At 40.8% G+C, this 22,889-nt stretch carries 21 protein-coding genes; 3 read left to right on the top strand and 18 right to left on the bottom strand.

Annotated features, from left to right (window positions below):
- Positions 1–3: 3 nt before the first annotated feature.
- Entirely contained in the window at positions 4–1,389 is a 1,386-nt protein-coding gene (locus M9899_07215; GenBank protein MCO5113948.1) for a hypothetical protein, read from the bottom strand.
- Between the two features lie 459 nt (positions 1,390–1,848).
- Here M9899_07215 and M9899_07210 point away from each other — a divergent pair, with 459 nt between their 5' ends.
- Positions 1,849–2,769 carry a hypothetical protein gene (locus M9899_07210; protein MCO5113947.1) on the top strand — a complete coding sequence of 307 codons (921 nt, stop codon included), beginning with the start codon at positions 1,849–1,851 and terminating at the stop codon, positions 2,767–2,769.
- On the opposite strand, the gene fghA is transcribed toward M9899_07210, so the two are convergent.
- Positions 2,753–3,598 (bottom strand): S-formylglutathione hydrolase, encoded by an 846-nt coding sequence (fghA, locus tag M9899_07205; protein MCO5113946.1) that lies wholly within the window; start codon positions 3,596–3,598, stop codon positions 2,753–2,755. The two genes, M9899_07210 and fghA, sit on opposite strands and share 17 nt — an antisense overlap.
- A gap of 15 nt (positions 3,599–3,613) precedes the next feature.
- A complete protein-coding gene (locus M9899_07200) occupies positions 3,614–4,729 on the bottom strand; it encodes an S-(hydroxymethyl)glutathione dehydrogenase/class III alcohol dehydrogenase (GenBank protein ID MCO5113945.1) in 1,116 nt (371 codons plus the stop codon).
- A 111-nt stretch (positions 4,730–4,840) separates the two neighbouring features.
- On the opposite strand from M9899_07200, the gene M9899_07195 reads away from it, so the two are divergent.
- Positions 4,841–5,740: a LysR substrate-binding domain-containing protein gene (locus M9899_07195; GenBank protein ID MCO5113944.1), complete on the top strand. Its 900-nt coding sequence runs from the start codon at positions 4,841–4,843 to the stop codon at positions 5,738–5,740.
- Between the two features lie 20 nt (positions 5,741–5,760).
- Here the strand turns inward: M9899_07195 and M9899_07190 are convergent, their stop codons facing one another.
- From M9899_07190 to M9899_07120, 15 genes are all read right to left on the bottom strand, one after another.
- Positions 5,761–6,990 carry an HD domain-containing protein gene (locus M9899_07190; GenBank protein ID MCO5113943.1) on the bottom strand — a complete coding sequence of 410 codons (1,230 nt, stop codon included), beginning with the start codon at positions 6,988–6,990 and terminating at the stop codon, positions 5,761–5,763.
- The gene (locus tag M9899_07185) at positions 6,905–7,210 is read right to left on the bottom strand and encodes a hypothetical protein (GenBank protein MCO5113942.1); all 306 of its coding nucleotides are present in this window, start codon (positions 7,208–7,210) and stop codon (positions 6,905–6,907) included. The genes M9899_07190 and M9899_07185 overlap by 86 nt, the downstream gene beginning before the upstream one ends.
- Before the next feature lie 115 nt (positions 7,211–7,325).
- On the bottom strand, positions 7,326–8,105 hold the full coding sequence (locus M9899_07180) for a hypothetical protein (GenBank protein ID MCO5113941.1): 780 nt from the start codon (positions 8,103–8,105) through the stop codon (positions 7,326–7,328).
- Between the two features lie 480 nt (positions 8,106–8,585).
- Positions 8,586–9,236, bottom strand: a complete 651-nt coding sequence (locus M9899_07175) for a 50S ribosomal protein L25 (protein MCO5113940.1) — start codon at positions 9,234–9,236, stop codon at positions 8,586–8,588.
- Positions 9,237–9,339: 103 nt separating this feature from the next.
- A complete protein-coding gene (locus tag M9899_07170) occupies positions 9,340–10,968 on the bottom strand; it encodes an ABC transporter substrate-binding protein (GenBank protein ID MCO5113939.1) in 1,629 nt (542 codons plus the stop codon).
- Positions 10,969–10,971: 3 nt separating this feature from the next.
- Entirely contained in the window at positions 10,972–14,217 is a 3,246-nt protein-coding gene (locus M9899_07165) for a methylmalonyl-CoA mutase family protein (protein MCO5113938.1), read from the bottom strand.
- Positions 14,218–14,249: 32 nt separating this feature from the next.
- Positions 14,250–15,017, bottom strand: a complete 768-nt coding sequence (locus tag M9899_07160; GenBank protein MCO5113937.1) for an enoyl-CoA hydratase-related protein — start codon at positions 15,015–15,017, stop codon at positions 14,250–14,252.
- Positions 15,018–15,031: 14 nt separating this feature from the next.
- Positions 15,032–15,889, bottom strand: a complete 858-nt coding sequence (locus M9899_07155; GenBank protein ID MCO5113936.1) for a 3-hydroxybutyryl-CoA dehydrogenase — start codon at positions 15,887–15,889, stop codon at positions 15,032–15,034.
- An 80-nt stretch (positions 15,890–15,969) separates the two neighbouring features.
- Entirely contained in the window at positions 15,970–16,713 is a 744-nt protein-coding gene (locus M9899_07150) for a 1-acyl-sn-glycerol-3-phosphate acyltransferase (GenBank protein ID MCO5113935.1), read from the bottom strand.
- Positions 16,714–16,736: 23 nt separating this feature from the next.
- Entirely contained in the window at positions 16,737–17,837 is a 1,101-nt protein-coding gene (locus M9899_07145) for a TIGR04552 family protein (protein ID MCO5113934.1), read from the bottom strand.
- 183 nt (positions 17,838–18,020) lie between these two features.
- Positions 18,021–18,767, bottom strand: a complete 747-nt coding sequence (locus M9899_07140; protein ID MCO5113933.1) for a hypothetical protein — start codon at positions 18,765–18,767, stop codon at positions 18,021–18,023.
- Positions 18,768–18,805: 38 nt separating this feature from the next.
- Positions 18,806–19,759, bottom strand: coding sequence for a 3D domain-containing protein (locus tag M9899_07135; protein MCO5113932.1), 954 nt, complete (start codon positions 19,757–19,759; stop codon positions 18,806–18,808).
- 177 nt (positions 19,760–19,936) lie between these two features.
- The gene (locus M9899_07130) at positions 19,937–20,275 is read right to left on the bottom strand and encodes a hypothetical protein (GenBank protein MCO5113931.1); all 339 of its coding nucleotides are present in this window, start codon (positions 20,273–20,275) and stop codon (positions 19,937–19,939) included.
- Positions 20,276–20,357: 82 nt separating this feature from the next.
- On the bottom strand, positions 20,358–20,930 hold the full coding sequence (locus M9899_07125) for a hypothetical protein (GenBank protein MCO5113930.1): 573 nt from the start codon (positions 20,928–20,930) through the stop codon (positions 20,358–20,360).
- A gap of 148 nt (positions 20,931–21,078) precedes the next feature.
- Positions 21,079–21,282: a hypothetical protein gene (locus M9899_07120; protein ID MCO5113929.1), complete on the bottom strand. Its 204-nt coding sequence runs from the start codon at positions 21,280–21,282 to the stop codon at positions 21,079–21,081.
- A gap of 156 nt (positions 21,283–21,438) precedes the next feature.
- Between M9899_07120 and M9899_07115 the strand changes: the two genes are divergently transcribed.
- Positions 21,439–22,746 carry a threonine/serine exporter family protein gene (locus M9899_07115; protein ID MCO5113928.1) on the top strand — a complete coding sequence of 436 codons (1,308 nt, stop codon included), beginning with the start codon at positions 21,439–21,441 and terminating at the stop codon, positions 22,744–22,746.
- The last annotated feature ends 143 nt before the right edge of the window (positions 22,747–22,889 follow it).

Below are 22,889 nucleotides of genomic sequence, written 5' to 3'. Positions count from 1 at the left end.
GATTTATTCTAATGTCCAACCATCAGTCCATTTTTGTAAACTGCTTCCAAACGCTCCTACGTAATCTACAGGAATAAACTCGAATCCACCTGGGAATATATCTTCTGGAGGTAAATATCCTGTTTTAAGAGCTGGACCTTGCGCTAAAGGCGTTACACCATCCGCATCAAGCAAATTTTCTGTAGGAGACTTAACGTAGTTATTTTGCTCAACAGATGCATAAAACCACTCTTCAACAGACCAAAGGTCTTTAGAGTCTTGAGCGATTTGATTTTGATTGCACTGTAAAATTATATTTTCCATAACAAGGCCAGTTTGCTGAACTTGTCCGTTTACAATTTCTCCGCCGTTTCTGAATGTCTCATCGCTATCAATGTTTAAGCAATTTTGGAAGTTACCAGCGACAAGTGTATTATAAATTCTACCACCAGTACCATGTCTAAGCATGATCCCATTAAAAAGCTTAGGATTTTTCCCTTTTCCAATAATAGTAATGTTACTCAAAGTGGGGTTTGATCTTGGCGTTACAGAATGATTATCTTTAAAATTGTCTGCTTCTATTCCATTTGGATCTTTTTCACTAGCATTCTCTAAAGTAATATAAATAAATTGCGCAGCACCACTCCAGCCTTGATCCCAATCAAAACCATCGTCATCATTATCAGTAGAAACAACATATCTAAGATTTACAGTTCCACCAAATAACTCAACACCGTCATCCGCACCTTTATAAGCTTGAATATATTCAACTTTAGTTTGGTTACCTACTGCGTAAAATGTAATAGCATTAAGTTCGCTATCAGTTCCAAAAGTATATCCCGCATATTCTACCCTTAAATACTCAATTGAACCCGAACTATCTTGATCATTTGGACCACCATACCTTGGCGCAATTTCAGAAGCCACACCCTCAATAAATCCTTCACAAAAACCTAGAGTACTAGTCGTCTTGCAATTGTTAATACGAGCGTTTCCAGTGATAACCACACCACCCCAGTAACCTGGTGTAGGATTAACTTGATCTAAGGCAGTAAATACTACTGGTTGAGCAGCGGTACCTTTAACAAAAATTTGTGCATCACGGGTGATTGTAATAAAAGACTGCGGGCTTCCATAAACCACCGTACCCGCTTCAAGTGTTAAGGTAGCCGCAACCTTATCCGTATTATTTTGTCTAACCGCACCCGTACCAAATCTTACATCACCTTTTAATACCCACGCATAATCTGGCGTAAGTACTAGATTATGATTGGCATAATTGCCTTCGATGACACAGATCTCTTTTCTATCAATTTTACCACTACCGATAGTTGTTCCTGATGGGCAAGCAGCATAGGCTTGGACTGCAGATAACGCAAACAATAGTACACTAAAAAAATACTTTCTCATATATTCTCTCCCTTTATTTTTACTGAGCTTCGTTTTTTCTATTTCCTAACAATTTCTTGTCATGATTCAGGATCAAAGTACGGCTCAAGTACAGCCCTATAATTGCAGTAAAAAGCTATAAGTAAAGTTAGAAAATTGTCAGGGAACAAACCTAACAAAATATGAACAAACTATATTTGTTATATGTATAAATACAAATATAAATATTTTTATATTATTATCTGACTGCGCATAAATATATTCCAGCAAACCGTCTATAATATAAAATCACCAAATAAGGCACAGTCGTTGCATTTCTTTTTTATACTTTGGTGGGTGTCAATTTTTTTGACACTTACTTTAGCTTAAAACGATTTAAATTCAGTTTGAATCTTAGTTTTAAGATTGTGTTAAGGTGTAACGGGGCTCATTTTTGTTAAAAAAGGTTTTTTTTATACAAAATAAAAAAGGGAAATCACATTGAAATTGCTTATACTCTTCTTTCTTATTTGTCAGATTTCTGTTTCAATACACGCTAAGCAGTGCGTCCAATTTCTATCCTCTACGCCACAAACTCTACTTTTTAGATCCAACAATGAATCCTTTAATAGTTATTTTACAGGCAAAGCTACGTCTAAATTTATTGGTTTAGCAGTAAAAGACTCTCATGGTCTTACCCACACCCTTCTCGGTCCCATCATCGCCTCAGGACATCGAGTCCTTTTGGAGCAAATTGAAAATAAGGTGTCTCAGCAAAACGCTGAAGTCCGTGAAGTGTTATGGGCTGGAGAGCTTCATCTACAACTGACTCCTCAAAAAGTAAGAGTCTTAGAGATGAACGAAGTTGCAGGCATGAACGCCAATCTGCAAAACAACTATTTCCCGCATCTGATCAACTCATCGAGCGTAAGAAATGCTGTCGAAATTTTAAATCAAAATCCAATTTTTGAGATCACAACTGCAACCAAAATAGAAGTCTTTGACCCCAATCGTTCGCAGCATATTTTAGATTATGTGTCTGCCAAAGACTTTCGCCATGAGATGGGCAATCAGTTTAATGTGATGATGTTTGTCGAGATGATTCACATGGGACGTTCTTTAGGCCCCAGCACCAAAGACTCAATCGTTGAATCTCTGGTCAACAACATGCTCACCATTATTAACTTCACCAAGGTTTATAAACAAGAAGTGGGACTGCCTCTTCCCGCAGAACATCAGGTTCTTATTGACCGACTGATCCGCCTTGAGCCCGAAATTTCTAAAATTAAAAATATCACTGACCTTGAAGGCTACGTCAAAAAGACCCCACTTTTACACGAAGCTTTGTCAAGCGCCTATAAGTTATTTGCGGGTCAACTTACCTCTGAAGCCTTAGTGGATATCTCTAAATTGACCTTTTAATAAATTGAGCGTGATGCTTAATATGAGATTCTATAAAAGTTGAAATAAAATAATAACTATGATCGTATCCCTCTTGTAAATGCAGTTGCACAGGTTGATCATGGTCTTGGCAGGCCACTTGAAAATGCTCTGGCAATAACTGTCCAGATTTATAAAACTCATCTTGGGTGCCTTGATCAATCAAAATCAATTGTGGGTGTCGCTTGCCTGATTGCACTAAAGCTGTGGCATCATAAGTTGTCCACAAAGATTCCGTGTTACCTAAATAACCCAAAAAAGCCTTTTGTCCCCATGGACAAAAAATGGGGTTAGCAATCGGAGCAAATGCAGAAATAGACTGGAACTTATCAGGGTATCTAAGACCTATCACTAATGCACCATGACCACCCATTGAGTGTCCCATAATCGAAATCTTATTTTCTGCAATACCAAACTGCTTTTGGATTAAAGAATGGAGTTCCTCACTTATATACGTAAACATCTTATAGTGATCTTTATATCCTATCGTAGTCGCATCTATATAAAATCCAGCACCTGAGCCAAAATCATAAGACTCATGCTCTTGCGGTAAATCCAGACCACGAGGCGAGGTGTCTGGACAAATCACCATAAGTTCCTGCTCTTCTAGGTACTTTTGTGCTCCTGCTTTAGTGATGAAGTTCTCTTCTGTGCAGGTCAGTCCAGATAACCAGATCACACACCCCTTCACGGCTCCGCTGGGAATAAAAGTGGAGAACTTCATTTTTGTCGCGGTAGACACAGACTCATGCTCCCAAAACTGAGTCAGTCCTGCGCAAGTCTTATGGGTTTTTATAGGTGTAAGATTCATACTTTTACCTCTTCTTTAATCTGCCATCTTAATGACAGTACGAATGCTTTTCCCTTCGTGCATATAATCAAAAGCTTTGTTGATGTCTGCAAGAGGCATTGTGAAAGTGACCATATCATCCAAGTTGATCTCTCCAGACATATACTGGTCGACATACTTAGGAAGTTCAGTGCGTCCTTTAACTCCACCAAAAGCAGAGCCTTTCCAAACCCGCCCTGTCACAAGTTGAAAAGGGCGCGTGGAAATCTCTTGCCCTGCACCCGCAACTCCAATGATGATGGATTGTCCCCAGCCTCGGTGAGCACACTCCAATGCTGCACGCATCAGTGACGTGTTGCCTACGCATTCAAAAGAGTAGTCTACTCCCCACTCTGTCATTTCAATAATGACTTCTTGAATCGGGCGATCATATTTTTTAGGATTTACAAAATCTGTGGCACCTAATTTTTGGGCCATCTCCCATTTTGCATCATTTATATCTACGGCAATGATACGTGAAGCTCCCGCCATACGAGCGCCTTGAATCACTGAAAGACCAATACCACCCAAACCAAACACCGCCACTGTAGAGTTTTGTTCAACTTTAGCAGTGTTAAGAACCGCACCTATGCCCGTGGTCACGCCACAGCCCAGTAGGCACACTTTATCTAGAGGTGCTTTGGGGTCTACTTTTGCCAGAGCAATTTCTGGAACCACCGTGTACTCAGCAAAAGTAGAACACCCCATATAATGATGAATCAATTTACCGTCTTTAGAAAACCTAGAAGTCCCATCAGGCATCAATCCTTTACCTTGAGTGGCACGAATGCGCACACACAAATTGGTTTTTCCAGAAGTGCAGAACTTACACTCTCTACACTCAGGGGTGTAAAGTGGAATCACATGATCTCCCTTTTTTAAGGTCGTAACACCTTCACCTACTTCTTCCACAATCCCCCCGCCTTCATGTCCTAAAATGACAGGGAACAATCCTTCGGGGTCTGCACCTGAAAGTGTGTAAGCATCCGTGTGGCATACTCCTGTGGCCACCACCTTAATTAAAACCTCACCTTCTTTTGGACCTTCAAGTTCCACCTCTTCAATTGACAAAGGGGCTCCTGCTTGCCATGCCACTGCGGCTTTAATTTTCATAACCACTCCTTTTAATTTAAAAACTTTATCTTTAAACAGATCACTTTAGCAGATTATATCGAGCCCTCTGAGTCTTGACTAGAGCCTTGCGGGGAATAATAGTGTTTCTCTATGGAAACAATGAAGTCTTTTAAAGGTGTGATGGTGTTCGTAAAAGTCGCAGAGACAGGAAGTTTCTCGCGTGCAGCAAAAGAGCTTGAAGTTTCAAAATCTTATATCAGCAAACAGATCGTTCAGCTTGAATACGAATTGGGACTGAATCTTTTTGTCCGTTCGACACGCAAAGTAAGCCTTACAAACTTAGGACATCGTTACTTAGAAAGCTGCAAACTTGCACTGGCTCACTTAGAAGATGCGCAAAAAGACATTTTAGATATTGCTCAAACACCACAAGGTAATCTACGCGTCACTTTGGCCGGAATTTTTGGTGAAGAGTATATTGCACCTGTTCTCATTGAAATGGCAAAAAAATACCCCAAACTCAAAGTCGAATTAAATTTTAGTTCACAAGTCATAGATTTGATTGCTGAAAAGTTTGATATCGCCATTCGCATTGGTCATTTACAAAACTCTACCTTGTTCGCACAAAAAATCGCCTCTCGCGTAGAGTATGTCGTGTGTTCCAAAAACTATCTACAAACAGCCCCACCACTGAATGAACCCAAAGATTTAATTTATCACAACTGTCTCGGCGAACGCACAGCTTGGACTTTCAAAAAGCGAGGCAAAAGCATTCACACACCAGTAAAAGGAAACTTCAAAAGCAATAACCCTAGAGTCATCCAAAAGGCCGCATTAGCGGGCTTAGGCGTAGCACGCCTGCCAGGTTCTTATACTTTTGAAGAAATCAAGAAAGGAAAATTGATTCCTGTTTTAGAAAGTTACAGCGAGGATAAAAAAGACATCTGGATTGTTACCCCAACAAGAAATACAAAAAACATAAACGTACGCATCTTCATCGAAGAACTAAAAAAACACATCTCTAACGACTACCCCAACGTATATTTCTAACGTAAAGACGGGTCGCGTGATTAGCGGCCTGCTTTTATGGGTGTTGGAGACTTGAGTTCGCTTTTAAGGCGTTCTTTGAATTTGTCTAGGATTCCCTTTTTTTCTAGTTTGTCGTAAGTCGTGGGACTGACATAAATTCTTGGGATAAAGTTTTTTACTTCAGCAAGGAAAGAGGTCAGTGCACTGTCGCGATCTACTAATAATTCTAGGTCGCCAGAACGGGTTAGGATTTTTACTCCTTCACTGCCATACAATGGATCTTTATATTTTTGGATCAGTTCTTTTTTGGATTGAGTAAATGAAACATCTCTGTTGGGTAAGTCTGTGATCACCCAGTCTTCTGGAAATTCATCGGCCATAATTTCTTCTAGCCACTGAAAGGCTTTATTGACGTTTTCTAAAAGTTTATCACGCTCTTCCTTACCTCTGACAAGTGTGGGCACCACTGGGGCAATTCTGATCTGCGCGGGCGGTACTCTTTGTGTGAGCATCACACTGAGTTCACTGATCATAGGATGTTTGATTCTTCCTGCCAGATACTCGTTGATCTTAGCCATAAAATAGGAGTCATTAAAAGTGAAATACTCCATAGGCTTTTGTGAAACTTCATTGATAAGATCTTCAAAGGAGTGAGCTAAGCCGTTTTCTAAAAAGTATTCGTAAATTTTAGCGGCCACTAGATCAAACTTATAGTTCGTCCCATCACTGATAATTTGTGAGTACCAAAAGTATCTGTTGACCAAAAAACTTTCCACAACGTGCATGGCCTCTTCTTTAAAAGCAAGGACCGTATGTCCACCATGGTTGACCAGCACCATATTGCGAATCAGAAAATCTATGTCGTAAATACCAAGTCGTACACCTGTGTGGTAAGCATCCCGTAACAAGTAATCCATACGATCGGCATCAATATCTGAATGCACCAACTGATTGGCCAAAGTGTTTTTAGATGTACCTTTGATGATATTGGAAAGTTCTACAGGATCGACTCCCCCTTCTTTTAAAATTCGAGTAAGTCCCCCATCAAAATCTGTTTGACATAAAACATGGCTTCCTAAAGTTTCATGATTATGGTCTATCCCCTTATACCCATTCTGTTTGCGCTTTTTCCAATGACGAATGTACGCAAGCTCTGTGGTGTGAGATAAAGGAAAGGTTCCTATATCATGCAGAAGAGCCGCTAACCGCATAGTCTGATGAAATTGTCTTTTTTTCAGAATGACTGACAGGTCCCACAGCAAAAAAATCATCTTCGCTGTAACAGCTACTCCTAAGCCTCTTAAGAGCTCGGCCCATCACATGCAAAACCCCAAGAGTGTGAGCGTGACGAGTGTGAGTCGCTCCAGGGAAAACATAAAAAGCCAAGCCTAGTTGTTTGATCCACCTGAGTCTTTGGTAATAAGGACTTTGAATGATTTTAGACTCAAGGGAGCTGAGTTGAATATTGCCATGGATGTTGTCAAAGATCATTTTGCTGCTCATATCTATATTATTCCCCGAATCTTAACAAAAAACAAAAAGAAAAAGCCCCTAAACAAGTGTTTAAGGGCGTAGGTTACATAGGTTCTTCAGAGTTGATAATATTTTAGTTCAGCACAACTGCGGTAAATAAGTTTAGTAACCCACAGAATAAAGTGTTACAAGCGGGTTGAGTAGGCTGTTGAGGTTGGCTAGGAGTAGATGTGTTGCCACCCGTGTTGCTGTTGTTACCAAGATTACCTGTGATCGCACCAATCACTGTACCAAGGATGTTTCCTAACCAGTTTCCACTGTCTTGGTTTTGGTTGCCACCATTGTTTGTAGTTCCACCAGTGATATTGTCTACGATAGGAGTCACGATCGGCTCAAGGACTTGACCTAAACCAGGATCGATTTGGCTCATAGCATAGTTATAGATACCAGAGATCACTAAACGAAATACAGTAGATAAAACAGGGCCGCCAAAAAAGGCTTCTGCTCTTTGCGCAGGCAATAAGGCACTGGCTGTATTTGAGCTACCTGTAAGGTGCATCAAGCTATTTAAAATGATCTCTTCTAAGATGTCGCTACTTCCTAAGTCTTCAAAAGTCACATCACGACCGTTAATTCTAAATGCGATTTGACCATCGTTGATAATTTCAAGCTGAGCTACATTACCTAAAATTTCAATTTCAACAGAACTTCCATTTAATATATTTTCACGGATAGTAATAGGCGCATCAAAGTTTTCTGCTAGTTGATCTAGAGTAGCTTGATCCTCTTCAGATAAGTAAGGTTGTAATGTACCTAGAACCTCACTTGATGATTTTTCGATAGTATTAAAGTCTCCACATGCTGTTAGCATTAAACATGCTGCTGCTGCGATTGTTGTTAATAAAGCTTTCATTTTTGAACCTCCTGTAACGTTCATACATGAAAGTTATCGCCACTAGACCATAGACCTGTTATTGTGCCAGAAGATGTCCAACTTTTTAGCAAGCTTTAATAAATGATTTGAAATGAAACGCATTTTTTTAAAAATAATTTTTTAATGCCAAGCTCTTTTACAAAAACTGCCTTTGTAAAAAACTTCCTCATGATTTTAAACATTGTTTTTTCAGAAGAAATTCCAAGCATTTAGAAACCAAAACTTTGGTCCTGCAAATAACTTGGTCATTTTTGTAAATTTTTATCAGGCTGTGTTTTTTCAAAAATTTTTTTTTAACAATGTTTTTTGTTTCATAAAAAAAAAGATTTGTGTTTATTCTCTAAACACAAATCTTTGAAAGTTGTTGCAATGGACCGCAAAAAACCCGACCCAGGTCTTAGATTTTTTTACTCTTAGGGCTTAAAAAAACCTAAAACCCGAACTCTTTGGTCTGCTCAGTTAGGATTTATCCCCGTCTGCGGCTGGAGTTTCAGTGGCTGCTGGTGTAACGGCGGCAGCTTCAGTGCCTTCTGCAGCTGGAGCAGGTTCAGCATCAGCTTGTTCTACGTGCTCACTAACAATCAAAACGGTCTCTTCGGCGTCTGTAAGTAGACTGACTTTAGGTGGCAGCACCAGATCGCTCACCAAAATACGATCATCAATATCTAGGTGCGAGATATCTACGTGAATAGACTCAGGAATATCTGAAGGTAAACACTCCACTTCAATCTCTTCTAGAACTTTATTCACAGCTCCACCATGTTTTAACCCCACAGGTTCACCTTCAAAGTGTAGAGATACAAACACTGCGATTTCTGTATTCGCGTCCACGGCATAAAAGTCAGCATGGATGACTTTATTATTTAAAGTGTCCATATCAATGTTTCTGGCCAAAGCCGAGACCACTCCTTTAGGAGTTTTAAGCTCAAATAGAGCATTCACGTTTGGAAACACCGCTTTTCTGAAGTTTAAATCCTCAACACAGGCATATTGGTTTTCTTTATTATTTCCATAGATCACCACAGGAATCAGCCCTTGGGCTCTTACTTTTTTTACAGCTCTTTTTCCTGGTTCTCTGGGTTGCAAATTCAATTGAATCTTATCCGACATATTTCCTCCATGATTTCAGTCTATTTTATAAATGACGCATCAATAATACAAATTGTGTGCAGTGTTTGTGAAATAATCTAGACGTCCAGATAAGCACCAAAGGCTACGGCGTCTTTGTGTTTTCACCCATGCAATTGAGGAGGTTCCACCATAAAAAATGAGAACTGTCTGGGCAATGGGATTTCACCCACGCTAAAGGCCGGACCCACTCATACACATAAATGATCCCTAAAGAGTCTAAAATATGGGTGGAAATCTGAGCGTTAAGCTCTTGTTTTTTTTGGAAATCTATTACAGTCGATTTAGTTTTAAGAAGTGCATCTAATTTTTTGTCATTCCAACTTTGACTGTTATATAAACCTTTGGAAAAGAACACCTCATAGGGCCACTGATCTGTATGATCCAAAAGACTTTCTGAAATCAGAATTTGATACTTTTTTTCTTGTAAAAGCTTGGCCATTTTGGACTCGCCCACAGAAATAAGATTTAAAATCACACCCCATTTTTGCGCCTTCTCCTGCCAAACCTCTAACCATTTTCGATCCTGATCTAAGACATAGTGCACATTCAACGCACTTTGCGCCCCCGCAGATCCATTTGATTTTAAACAGAAGGTGGCCACATCTTGCAAAATCCCCGCGGATAATTGATCTTGCTGAGACTTGATGCGCTGACTTTGGGTCTTTAGCACTTCCTGTGGGGCAGTGAACAATTTTCTTTGTCTTTCGCTCCACTCAAACTCTATTCCTTTATAATCCAGTTTTTTTAACTGCTCTGGTGTAGGCAAAGTGGCTAAAAGGCATTTGCGAAAATCATAATTTTTTAGGCGTGAATCTAAAAAATTAAACACTAAATTTTTAGCCATCTTTTGTTGATAGAGGGGCTTATAATTTTGAGGCGCAAGTTCTAGCTGTCCATAATCCACAAAAGCATCAAAACGCTCTTTTTCTAAACCTCTTTGAATGACACTTTTAGATAAAGCCTTTTGCATGACAATATCCATAGGCAGATCTTTACCACCAAACACTTGGTCTTTAGGAGACCACTTGGAGGTGTACCACCAAGACTTAGAATTCTTACCTAGTCTCCAAGATTTTGTGGACGAAAAATTTTGAACTTTATAAGGTCCCGTATTTTTTAAAGTTTCCACATTCACCGTAGAACCTGAGGAGCTATCAGAATCCAAAACTAAAACCTCTTCCAATACTGACGCGGGTAAAAGACGGGCCATGCTCAAAATCTGATTCCACACCTCAAAACCCTGTGCGCGATGTAAAGAGAGGGTTAAGGTGTTGTTTTCAAACTCCACTTCTTTGATAGGATCAAACACCCCTTGCCAATGAACAGCTTTAAGTTCTTTATATTGGTAAAAACTAAGACTAAAAATAAAATCTTGGGCTGTCACCTTAGTTCCATCACTCCACACCAGGTCTGGAACCACTTTAAACGTCCCCACTCTAAAATCAGACGAGAACTCCCAACTCTGCACAATGTTTTTTTCCCACTGTCCTTCTTTGTTTAAGACGATAAAAGGGTCCCAAACCAAAGATTGCAGCCCCCAGACTTTTACGTCTGTAGCATAAAAGGGATTCATGTGAGGAATTTCACCGTAAATAGACCATGTTTTTACAGAGGTGGTTTTAACAACTGTGTCTTCTGAATTTGAACGTGTACACCCTAAAACTAGGCCCACAAGACAGCAGGCCCATAGAATATGTTTTAGCTCACTCATGGCTTAAAGATTACGACGGTACTGACCGCCCACTTCATATAAGGCTTCTGTCATCTGATACAAAGTGCAACATCTTGCCGCTCTCATCAAAGCTTCAAACACATTGCCATGTTCAAGCGCTGTTTTTTTAAGGTGCGCTAAAGCCTTCTCAGCTTCCACAGCATGAGTCTTCTTGTACTCATTGGTGCGATTAAGTTGTAGATTTTTTTCATCTAAAGAGGCACGAGCAAGTTCGATCTTAGGAGGTTTAAATCCTTCTTCTAAAGTTTTGGGATCAATAAAGGTGTTTACACCCACCAAAGGATAAGTGCCGTCATGTTTTAATGTCTCATAATACAAAGACTCTTCTTGAATCTTTCCTCTTTGGTATTGGGTCTCCATAGCCCCTAACACCCCACCACGGTCACTGATCTTTTGGAACTCTTCGAGTACGGCTTCTTCTACTGCATCGGTGAGCCACTCATAGAAGTAACTTCCTTGCATTGAGTTTTCATTTTTAGCTGTACCAAGTTCTTTATTGATGATGAGCTGGATGGCTTTAGCCCTGCGCACGGACTCTTCAGTCGGGGTGGTGATCGCTTCATCATAGGCATTAGTGTGTAAAGAGTTGCAATGGTCCACGATAGCTAAAAGAGCTTGCAGTGTAGTTCTGATGTCATTGAACTGAATCTCTTGGGCATGCAAAGAACGTCCACTGGTCTGAATGTGATATTTAAGTTTTTGCGAACGATCATTAGCCCCATACATGTCTTTCATGGCAATGGCCCAAATTCTTCGCGCCACACGACCTAATACGGAATACTCAGGGTCCATACCATTACTAAAGAAGAACGAAAAGTTAGGAGCAAACTCATCCACACTCATCCCACGCGACTTATAGTATTCAACATAGGTAAAAGCATTACTCAGCGTCAGTGCTAGTTGAGTGATGGGGTTTGCACCTGCTTCAGCGATATGATAACCAGAAATACTTACGGAATAAAAATTTCTGACCTTTTGATCAATAAAATACTTTTGTATATCGCCCATCATCTTCAAAGCAAAATCAATAGAAAAGATACAGGTGTTCTGCCCTTGGTCTTCTTTTAAAATGTCGGCTTGCACAGTCCCTCTGACATTTTGTAGAGCATACTCTTCAGCCTGCTTTTCTTCTTCTAAAGTAAGGGCGCGACCTACCTCTTGGGCCATCTTTTCTTTTCGTTGATCTATGGCTGTGTTCATAAAAAAAGCAAGAATCATGGGTGCGGGGCCATTGATGGTCATACTCACACTGGTCATAGGATCACAAAGATCAAAGCCATCATAGAGTCGCTTCATGTCCTCAAGGGTGGCAATGCTTACTCCACTTTCGCCAACTTTACCAAAAATATCTGGACGAAGATCAGGGTCTTGACCATACAAAGTCACACTGTCAAAAGCCGTGGACAAACGCTTGGCTTGCTCACCCTTACTTAAATAATGAAACCGCTTGTTGGTGCGTTCTGGTGGGCCTTCACCTGCAAACTGACGAGTGGGATCTTCACCTTGGCGTTTAAGAGGAAACACCCCAGCGGTGTAAGGGAATTCTCCAGGACGATTTTCTAATTTTAAAAAACGATAGCGATCGCCAAAAGAACCAAGCCTTGGCACCACCACTCTAGGAATCAACGTGCCCGCCAAAGAAGGGGCACGCAGATTTTGTTTCACTGGTTTATTGCGAACTTCATACACAAGTTCATCGCCACTGTACTGTTGCACCAGTTCATCCCATGTCCTAACAGCCTTTAAGTCTTGAGGGTCTAACTCTTTTTCTAAGCTTTGAATTTGGGACGCAATCTCAGCGTTGGATGATAGGGTTTTAGAAACAAGTTCCAAAGCCCCTAACTGTTCAAATTTCTGAGCTTGCTTTTCTACATCTTTTTTATAGCGTCTGACCGTAGTTGTAACTTCTGAAAGATAATGTTGTCGGTCTGCTGGCACAATCACTTGTTTTTGTGCATCTAAAAGCATTTGTTTTTGCTCGTCTTGAATCTGCCACTTGGATTCCTCAGTTTTATCCTTAAGCACGTCCGTGATATTTAAAAATAAAGCATTCACGCCTTGATCATTAAAATTAGAAGCCTGGGTCATGTGCACAGGGACTTTCACGTTCTGATCAAAAAGTTTACGAGAACGTTTATACTGTTTGCTCACGTCTCTCAGAGCATCTTCAGAACCACGACGGTCCGCCTTGTTGATCGCCACAAAGTCGGCATAGTCAATCATATCAATTTTTTCTAACTGGCTTTGCGCTCCAAACTCTGAAGTCATCACATATAAACTTAAATCACACACTTCTGTGATGGCCACATTGGCTTGACCAATTCCCGAACTTTCAGCGATCAAAACATCAAAATTTAAAGTTTTTAAAAAGTTCAAAACTTGAGGTAAAGAACCAGAAATCTCATTACCTGAACCTCTTGAGGCCAAAGACCTCATAAATGTATTTTCACGACTTAAGGAGTTCATACGAATACGATCCCCAAGTAAAGCCCCCCCTGTTTTTTTCTTAGAAGGGTCCACACACACCACACCTACATTGACTGCGGGGTACATATTACGAAACCTCTGCACCAGTTCATCAATCAAACTGGATTTTCCCGCCCCCCCTGTTCCTGTCACTCCAATCACAAGAGGCGAAGTCGTACCTTGGGGCAAGGTCAAAGTTTTCATCACAGCATCTGAAGCTTCTTGCTCTACGGCGGTGATCCCTAAACCAATATCTCGAAAAGAAATAGGTCCTAAATCATAAATTCCTTCAGGACGCGTCCATTTGATTCCTTTTGCGGCCTCTAGTAGTGAAAAGTCGCAGGTTTGAACAATGTCCGCAATCATTCCCTCAAGACCTAACTTGCGTCCATCATCAGGATGATAAACTCTGGCAATCCCGTAAGCTTCTAACTCGGTCTTCTCCTCGTGGATGATCACTCCACCGCCACCACCAAAGATCTTCACATAAGGCGCACCATGTGCGTCCAGTAAATCCTTCATGTACTTGAAGTACTCCATGTGCCCACCTTGATAGGAACTCACGGCAATGCCTTGCGCTCCTTCTTGTAAAGCGGCTGTCACCACATCACGCACAGACCTGTTGTGGCCTAAGTGAATCACCTCGGCTCCAAGGTCTTGTAAAATTCTTCGCATGATATTGATCGAAGCATCATGACCATCAAACAGAGACGCAGCCGTGACAATTCGAATAGCGTTTTTAGGTTTATAAGATTGACTCATTTGATCCTCGTTAAAAATAGACTCATCAATAATTAAAATTTAGCAGGACGTTTCTCAATAAAAGCCGTCATCCCTTCTTTAGCTTCAGGTCCCGCAAATAAACCCGAGAACACTTGGGCCTCTAAGATTAAACCTTGCTCCAGACTTTCATCAAAGCCCATTTGAATGGCACGCTTACATGCGGATACCGCTTGTGGACCTGTCTTTGATGCAATGACTTTAGCTACACTTAAAACTTTATCCATCAGTTCTGCTTGGGGACACACATCAATCACAAGGCCTCTAGATTTTAGCTCTTCAGCACTGACCATACTGCCTGTTGTAGTTAAGTAAGTGGCATAACTGATTCCTAAGTTTCTAGAGAGCCTTTGTGTGCCACCAAATCCAGGAATTAAACCCAATGTCACTTCAGGCAAACCAAACTTAGCATTGTCAGAGGCAAAAATATAATCACACGCAAGCGCCAATTCAAATCCGCCGCCTAAGGCAAACCCATTCACGGCCGCAATCACAGGGACACTTAGTTTTTCTAATTTAGAAAACACACTTTGACCTTGTCTTGCAAAGGATTGGGCATTTTCAGAACTTAAATCTTTCATAGCAGCAATATCAGCACCTGCCACAAACGCCTTATCCCCTGAACCTGTAAGTATAAGAACTCGAAGGTCTGACTTAGATTTTAAATCTTCAAGTTTTGACTCTAAGGCTTCTAGCACTTCGGCATTTAAAGCATTAAGCACTTTAGGACGATCAATTGTTAATACATATATTCCATTTTCTTTGGATTCGAGCAAAATCATGATCTACCTTCCTGTTATTGATTGTTGTAAGAGTAAAAGCCACGTCCTGTTTTACGACCTAACCAACCTGCTTCGACATACTTCACAAGCAGTGGGCAAGGACGATACTTGGTATCCCCAAGACCTTGGTGCAAAACTTCCATAATGGCTAGACATGTATCAAGTCCGATAAAGTCTGCTAAGGTGAGAGGACCCATCGGCTGGTTGGTTCCCAGCTTCATGGCTTGATCAATCCCTTCCACGTCAGCAATGTTTTCGTATAGGGCGTAACAGGCCTCGTTGATCATAGGCATAAGAATTCTATTTACAATAAATCCTGGCATATCTCGGCCTTCGATAAAAACCTTATCTAAAAATCCTGCAAATTCTTTCACGGTAGCAAAAGTGCTGTCAGAAGTTTGAAGACCGCGAATGCCTTCGACTAAAGCCATTAACGGAACGGGATTCATAAAGTGCATTCCCACCACTTGTGAAGGCCTACTTGTTGCACCCGCAATTTTTGTAATAGAAATCGACGAAGTGTTAGAACATAAAAGAGCTTCTGGTTTTACAGCTTCATCAAGTTGTTTAAAAATTTTTAATTTCAAATCTAAATTTTCGGTGGCAGCTTCGATCACTAGGTCGCAGTTTTTAAGATCCTTCATTTCTGTGGTCGGGGTGATCTTTGCCAGCAACTCTGCTTTTTGGGCCTCAGTCATTTTTTCTTTTTTGATCAGACGATCACAACTGCCCGCAATGGTCTTCATCCCACGATCTAAAGACTCTTTTGACACATCTAACATGACTACATTTATATTTTTTGCGGCCACCACTTGCGCAATTCCATTGCCCATTTGTCCTGCACCCACAACACCTACGGTTTTAAAAGACATATCTTTCCCCTTATTTTTGAGTTCCATTCTATGTAGTTTTTGCGAATACAAAGTAACAGATTCTAGGGCAGAGAACCAGACTAGTGGGGTGGATTTTTAAGCTGCTCTTCAAAATACCTACGAAGTTCTTCCATTTTGGCTTTACGATTCTCATCCGTCCAATCTTGAGTGCTCATTTTAGGGCAGATGTGCATATGTATGCGACCTGTCATTTTCCGAAGGTTGGGCACTAGGTCTTCAGGAGGCCACAGGTCTTGAGTCCCCCACAAGATCACAGGGACAAGATCGGCCTGACAAGACATGGCAAAATAAAAAGGACCCGACTTAAAAGGTCCCATGCCCTCTCGCTGACGATTGCGCGTGCCTTCGGGGGCGACCATAAACTGTTCCCCCGCTGCTAGTCGCGCCTTGGCCTTTTCATACAGTGCAATAGACGCCTCAAAGTTCTTTCGGGGCATCATCAAGGTACCTGCTGCGCGAATGCACCAGCCCACCACAGGAATCATGCCCAATTCTTTTTTAGCCACATAGTTTACAAACTTATTTGTTCCCAAAACTAGAACAGGAATATCTAAAAAACTCGAATGATTAAAGAGGTACACCGCACCCGTTGAGGGGATGTTCTCTTGACCTGTCACAGTCAAACGCCCCCCACACACCGTCACAAAAGCCCATGACCACAATTTTTGAATGGCAAACATTCCTTGTTTAGAACATTTAGCAAAAATAAAAAAAGGAATCATACAGACTAAGGCCACACCCGCAATCACAAAGATGGCAATGACACTTTGAAGACATCGAAAAGGAAATAAAAGATATTTCATAAAACTAAATCCTTGCCGTCTTGTTACACATGAAGCAGTCCAAAAATTCGTCTTCGAGCCGATTCTTTTTGACGTTGCTTATAATCTTTATGAGCCGCTTGCCCACCCTCATTCTGATCAAAAGTGTTTTGATCTAAAATTTGCACTTCAAAAGGAAAGAAGAACGTCAAAGGGCTTTTGCCTTCCCCGATATTGATTCTTAAAAACTGTCGATTGATAAATTTTAAAAATTTAAATTCGGAACTACTATAAGGGTTCTTCTCGGGGTCGACTTGCAGATTTAGACTCAGCATCTCTTCTTGCAGCATCGCTTCAATAGCCTCAGCATCAAAAACACCCTCTTTACTCACATGCTTTTCCATCACTTCTGTGAAAGTCTTTGCTGAACAGATGGTATTTTTAGATTGAGACGAGATCACGTGAGGATAGCTGATCAGATGTTTGTCCACCAGATATTGAATGACACGAAAGATATCGACCACGTTTTTAGTCACAAAGCGCATGCCCACACGATCTAAGAGAGTCATCGCCAAGGTGTTTTTGCGTGTCAGAATCTTAATGGCCGCAGAGCTAGTGTGTTTAAACGGTTTTTCAGAATACGCCACAAGCTCAATGGCCTCGTCGTCTTTTCCTAAAAAGGTCTTTTGCTCGACGTGGTAGATATGGTCCTGAATGGGTTTTAAAATCTGATATTTGATGTCGTCAGTAAAAGAAGTAAAGAGATCGTTATCAAGGTGAACCAGAACATGCATCACTCTGAGGATAGCACAGGCCCAGCGTTGAGGACTTAAGCTCTCTAGGGTTTGGACTTCAGAGTCCCCAGTTTGTTTCACGCTGGCGATCACCAAAAGTTTTGTGATGTCCTCTAGCTCCTCGCGGGTCTTTAGGCTATCGGGGATATTTTCGCCTTCGTGTAGAATGTCGCTTTCTAAAAACTCAATGGCTTCAGCAAAGTACCGCCAGAGCTTTTCTTCATCTTGTTTGCGAGTGATCTCATAACCATAAGTGCGGATAAATAAAGCGGCCTGATCTCGATCTTGGATTTGCAATTGCGGTAAATCTAGGGAGGTGGACTCTCCTAAAACAGAACCTAGAATATCAAAATTAAAATTGGGCGCTTTCACGCCCTCCATTTGAACAAGAACGCCTCCAAAAAACAAGTCTTTGGAGGCGGAAGTATAAAGTTAGATTGGGAGCTTATGACCTGGGGGGTATTTATAAGCCCCCAATCCAAGGTAAATGAGTCATTGCGTAAATCTTTTGCGTCTTATTTCGCCGTTCTTAATGCTTGTCCCATAAGCACCGTCTTAAGAACACTTAAATAAGTTGCAAGCTCCAATTTTAAAGTTACCAATTTGAGTCCAAGTTGCTGTACTTCCCTGTAATTTAGATTGATAAAAAACAACACCTTCTGTGTACATAGGTGCCCCAGATACAAGCGTTCCAGAAAAAGCGATGGCACCATATTGATCTATTAAATAAAGCTGGTAGGAAGCCTGTCCAGTTTCGATCTGATACTCAAATGCGATGTTACCATTATAACCTGAGTTTAAAGCACCAAAATAAAATGAATAAGGCTCAATAACAGTCCCGTTGCTCCACTGTCCTACATAACTATCAAAAATCCCAATATACAGCTGTATTTTATTAGGCTTGGTTTTTAAAGATTCAAAGTAAGCATTAGCACCAGAGGATAAGCTTAGATTATCTGCTGAATGCAAGCGTCCTTTAAACGCAACACCAGTTCCATCTGGAGATGTCACCGCTGGGCTTACGTTCCCTAGCAATGGAGTTACACCAGGTGTTGTTTGCATCATCAACATTAACTTCTGTCTAAATGCCTCTGGAAGCTCATTAGAGTGAATACGTCCCCAATCTGTGGCTTGAAGATTCTGCACATCAAGATTAGGAATATCTCCTGCAGGTACAGGTAAACCACGATTACCGTCTTTCATACGAGAGACACTCATGCCTTCGTCGTTGCTGTCTAAGCTACATGCTGAGAATTGTAATACAGCTAAACTGCTGATTAGTAGAATTTTAACCCATTTCATTTTTACCCCCTAGTTAATGAAATATGTTTCTTTATTTTTTAGTTGCTGCTCATCTCCATTGGAAAAAAAGTAGATTCTGGATTTTGAGCATTCAATAAAACAGATTGAGCTCTTACTGGTCTATCTTGTGCACCAATAAGATTTTGCATTTTAGAATGTGCCATCAGCACATCTAATTGTGGCAAATCAGGATAATTCCTTTTTGCAAGCACCACATTTTTTAAGGATTCAGGCACTTTATAATAATTGTAAAAACAACCTTTGTTCTTCTTAAGTTTTGCAATCTGGCCAAAGCCTCTTTTGACTAAGTCTTGGGTGAAAGAATGGCTTTTGCATAACATGCTTTTCACCTCAGGATCAGCGCAAAGTCCTGTATAAAAATCAAAACGATCACGACCTTTAATCGCTCCCCCTGTAGAGCGCACGACCATATAACCATCGTGCACACTGTTGTCAGGAAGTTTTAGACCTTTCAATGCTGGGAAATAAAGTACCGTACCTGTTTTGTGATAATGGTTGTCTGCTGCAACAGAACGGTAAGGATCCATACATACAGAACGGTTATGCTCTTTGCTCCACACGCCATATCCATAAGGACAGCGACTAGAGTCCACTTCGGCATACACCTCTACCCCTCTTTTTTTCTTAATAAAGTTATAGCCTACAAGTTTTTGTCCCTTTTTAAGGAAACACACACCTTGCATGTCACAATGTCTTTTAAATTCACATGGAACTTTGGCTAAGGTTTTACGATTTTCATCTAATAAACGACATCTTCCACCTTGTTTAACAATTGGTGTGTGAAACACTGTGGGACTAAACAAACGTTGCCCGCGATGAATGGTGGCTTTCTCGGCGCAAGACTCTTGTTTTGACTCTTCAGTAGATTGAAAAGTTAAACCAGGTAGCTCAAATAAGGACGCAGCTTCAGCAAACTGATAACTTGATCCACATAAAACAGATAGAAAAATATAAGTTGTAGTCCTTCTCATGCCTCATATATAGGCAAATATGAGGCCAATAATTGTCACTTTTAAACCATTTTAATACGATCTGAGCCTCAGAACCCCTGTATTTCATGTGCATATGCTCATAAATTTTACATAGGATAAGCTATAAGCTTTGCTTATGAAGATGTCTCAAATTTAGGTCATTACAAATACACCTGATTATCTTTCGGTGTAGTAGGTCTCTAGTTCTTTAACTTCAACTGAAAAACTACAGACCGAAGGGTCATAGTAAGGTTTTGCGGTTTCAGATAGAGCCTTAATAAAAGTTTGCTTTAACTCATCGGATCGACCCGCAAGCAGCAGAAATGTAATATGCAAAAGTTGGTTCTTTTGGCCCGTTCCAAGAACGACGTTGTGGCTGACACAGGTTCGAGTTTTTAAAGCCTCTATTTTTATGGTTTCTTGTTGGGCCATGGTAGCATGTAAATCCATAGCTAAGTTTTTAAGTTGATCCTCTGAGCCCAAGTTGTCTGAATGTTCAATAATAATATGAGGCATAAAATTCCTTTTTGAATCTAAACTCTGTCGAGGCACAGCCCATGAAGCAAAATCCTAAATCACCCAGACATCATGATAGATATTAAATAGAGATGCAATACTCTCTTTGTAGTATCTTTTTAAAAGCACTCACTTTAGGTTTGTGCTTAGGTTTGCAATTAAATTTGTATATGGGTTCTTCCAAAGGGTAGTGAACTATAATTTGGTTGGTTCTATTCCTAGACCAATCTGCGAAAAGCATATTCTTTTCGGTAAGTATATTTAATGGCATAGCATAAAAACAAGATCTTCTATATTTCCCAAGAACTTGAGATACCGTTTTGTTTAAGGGCTTTTCATCAAAACACTTAATTTGATCTAGAGCTCCATCTGCTGTTTTCATTGTAAAAGGCAACTCCGCCTTTTCGTGTGTTGAACCCGACACAAGTAAAACTCCGTAGCAATCAAGCTCTACAGTCTCTTGGTCGTCCTTGGGTAAGGCCAAATCAGTCATCGCTAAACGGTGAACCTCCATACCTTTGTATTCTTCTGCCGATGTAGAAAAACGCTGAGCCATTTTAGGCGCACAAGTTGGGCCCTGTTTGATGCCCCCGTCATAGACTACAGGTAGGCTATTTTTGGTGTTTTCTGTCGCAGCAAAAACTATAGGACTCATAAATAAGATTATAAATAAAGATTTCATTCTGCGATAAAAGCAAAAGAGCCTTAAAATCTCAACTAGAAAAAACTTAATGCGCACTGACGTTTGACAGCCTATAAAAATATGAAAGGTGAGTTTGGTAACAACTATGGATAAGACGAACCTAGTGATAAGCCTCTGTGAATTCGGCAAGTAGACTTTCGGCTTCGACGTATTCGGATTCGTTCACAAGCACTAAGACTTCGTTTAGAATTTGGGTGTAGATGCTGTGGGTCCCCACAATTTGAACCGTTAGGCCATGACTTTCAAGGTAGGTCTTTAATGCGAGTGCCTCAACGTGAGACACTCTTTCTTTTAATACTCTCATGATATGTCCCTTAAATTATCTTAGTAGTGTTGCTCTTAATGGCCTTATCGTCAGATTTCATTTTTCATTAACGGCATCTGTGAAGATTTTTTCTGATTCAGTTTGATTTTGTTTTCCAGACTTTACTTTCATTCCTAATCCAACCATAACTAGAGTATGACTCTTGAAGACAACAAAAAGATTTCTAGCCAACAACGCAAACTGCTTAACGACTTTGAACGCTGCTCACTTAGGCTGGGAGCCTATTATTTGCAAGTTGGCGGACCTACAACCCGTCTAGAGGAAAAAATATGGCGCCTAGGGCAAGCCTATCATATCGAGGCCGAGGTTTTTGCCACCCCTTCCGCTCTTATCATCTCAGCTTTTGACCAAAAAGAACGTTTTGCCACCACACTCAGGCGCATCAAAGAGTCTGACATTGACCTCAACGCCCTCTTTAAAATTGACCACCTCTTTGAGCAACTTATCAATAAAGATATCACTTTAAAACAAGGTCACAAAAAGGTCCGCACCCCAGAGTTCTTAGCTCCCCTGTACTCAAACATTCTGGTGCTCATCTGTTCTTTTGCTATTGGGTTTTTAGTGAGCATTTTAGAGTTCTCTAACTTCTTAGCAGCCTTTGGCAGTGGAATCCTTAGCTTGATCTTAATCATGCTCATTCAACCTATGATGAACGTGCTGTCCTTTACGCGTATCTTTTTTGTGTTTTTTGGCTCTTTGTTTTGTATTGTGATCTCTGCCATTTTATCTGTGAATTTCAAAATTCCTATCGAATCCGTGTTTATTGGCCCTTTAATCAACATGGTGCCTGGACTTATGCTCACCACCGCCGTGTCAGAACTGGCCGAGCATAACTTTGTGTCTGGAACAGTAAAAATGGCGCAAGGGCTTTTGGTTCTTCTGGCCATTGGAACGGCTCTGTTCTTAGGCGTAGATGCCTTGGACACCTTAGGTTACTCTGAAACTCAGCTCAATCTTAGATTTGCGGGAGCCCACACTTTAGGCTTTAGCATTAACCTTGTGGCCACCTTTGCGATTGTGACCGCCTTTGCCATACGCTTTCAGACTCCTGCTAAATATATTATTTTTTCTTCGATTTCAGGCGTTCTAGGCTGGGCCACCGTATACTTATTAGGAACAGACCAAAACTATGTGTTCCCCACATTTTTAAGCTCATTGATTGTAGGCCTAAGCAGTCTAACCTTTGCCCGCATGTTCAAAATTCCCAGCCAAGTCTTCTCCGTCCCAGGCATCATCTCTTTAGTCCCTGGAGTATTGTCTGCTTCACTTTACAACTACAGCGATATCGGCATCGAACACGGCCGCAATACACTGACTACCGACACCACCATTTTAAAAATCTCCCTGATCACAGCCTCAATCGTGTTCGGCCTAATCACCGCCCGCTTTCCTTACCGCATTTACCGCAAGATCACAGGCGATATCCAAATCCCCAACGACTAGGCTCTGGATTCGGACTTAGATTTATAACTTAGAATTTCTGAGTCTTTTTATTATATATGGTCGAAATGCGAGTTCGGCTTGGCGTGATTTTGCGAACGCAAAATCATGACAAACGTCACTGTCTGAGCATTTTGAGTATATAT

Source organism: Pseudobdellovibrionaceae bacterium (genome assembly GCA_023954155.1).
In the GTDB taxonomy this organism is placed as follows: Bacteria; Bdellovibrionota; Bdellovibrionia; order Bdellovibrionales; family UBA1609; genus JAMLIO01.
This window is presented reverse-complemented; position numbering and strand designations above follow the sequence as displayed.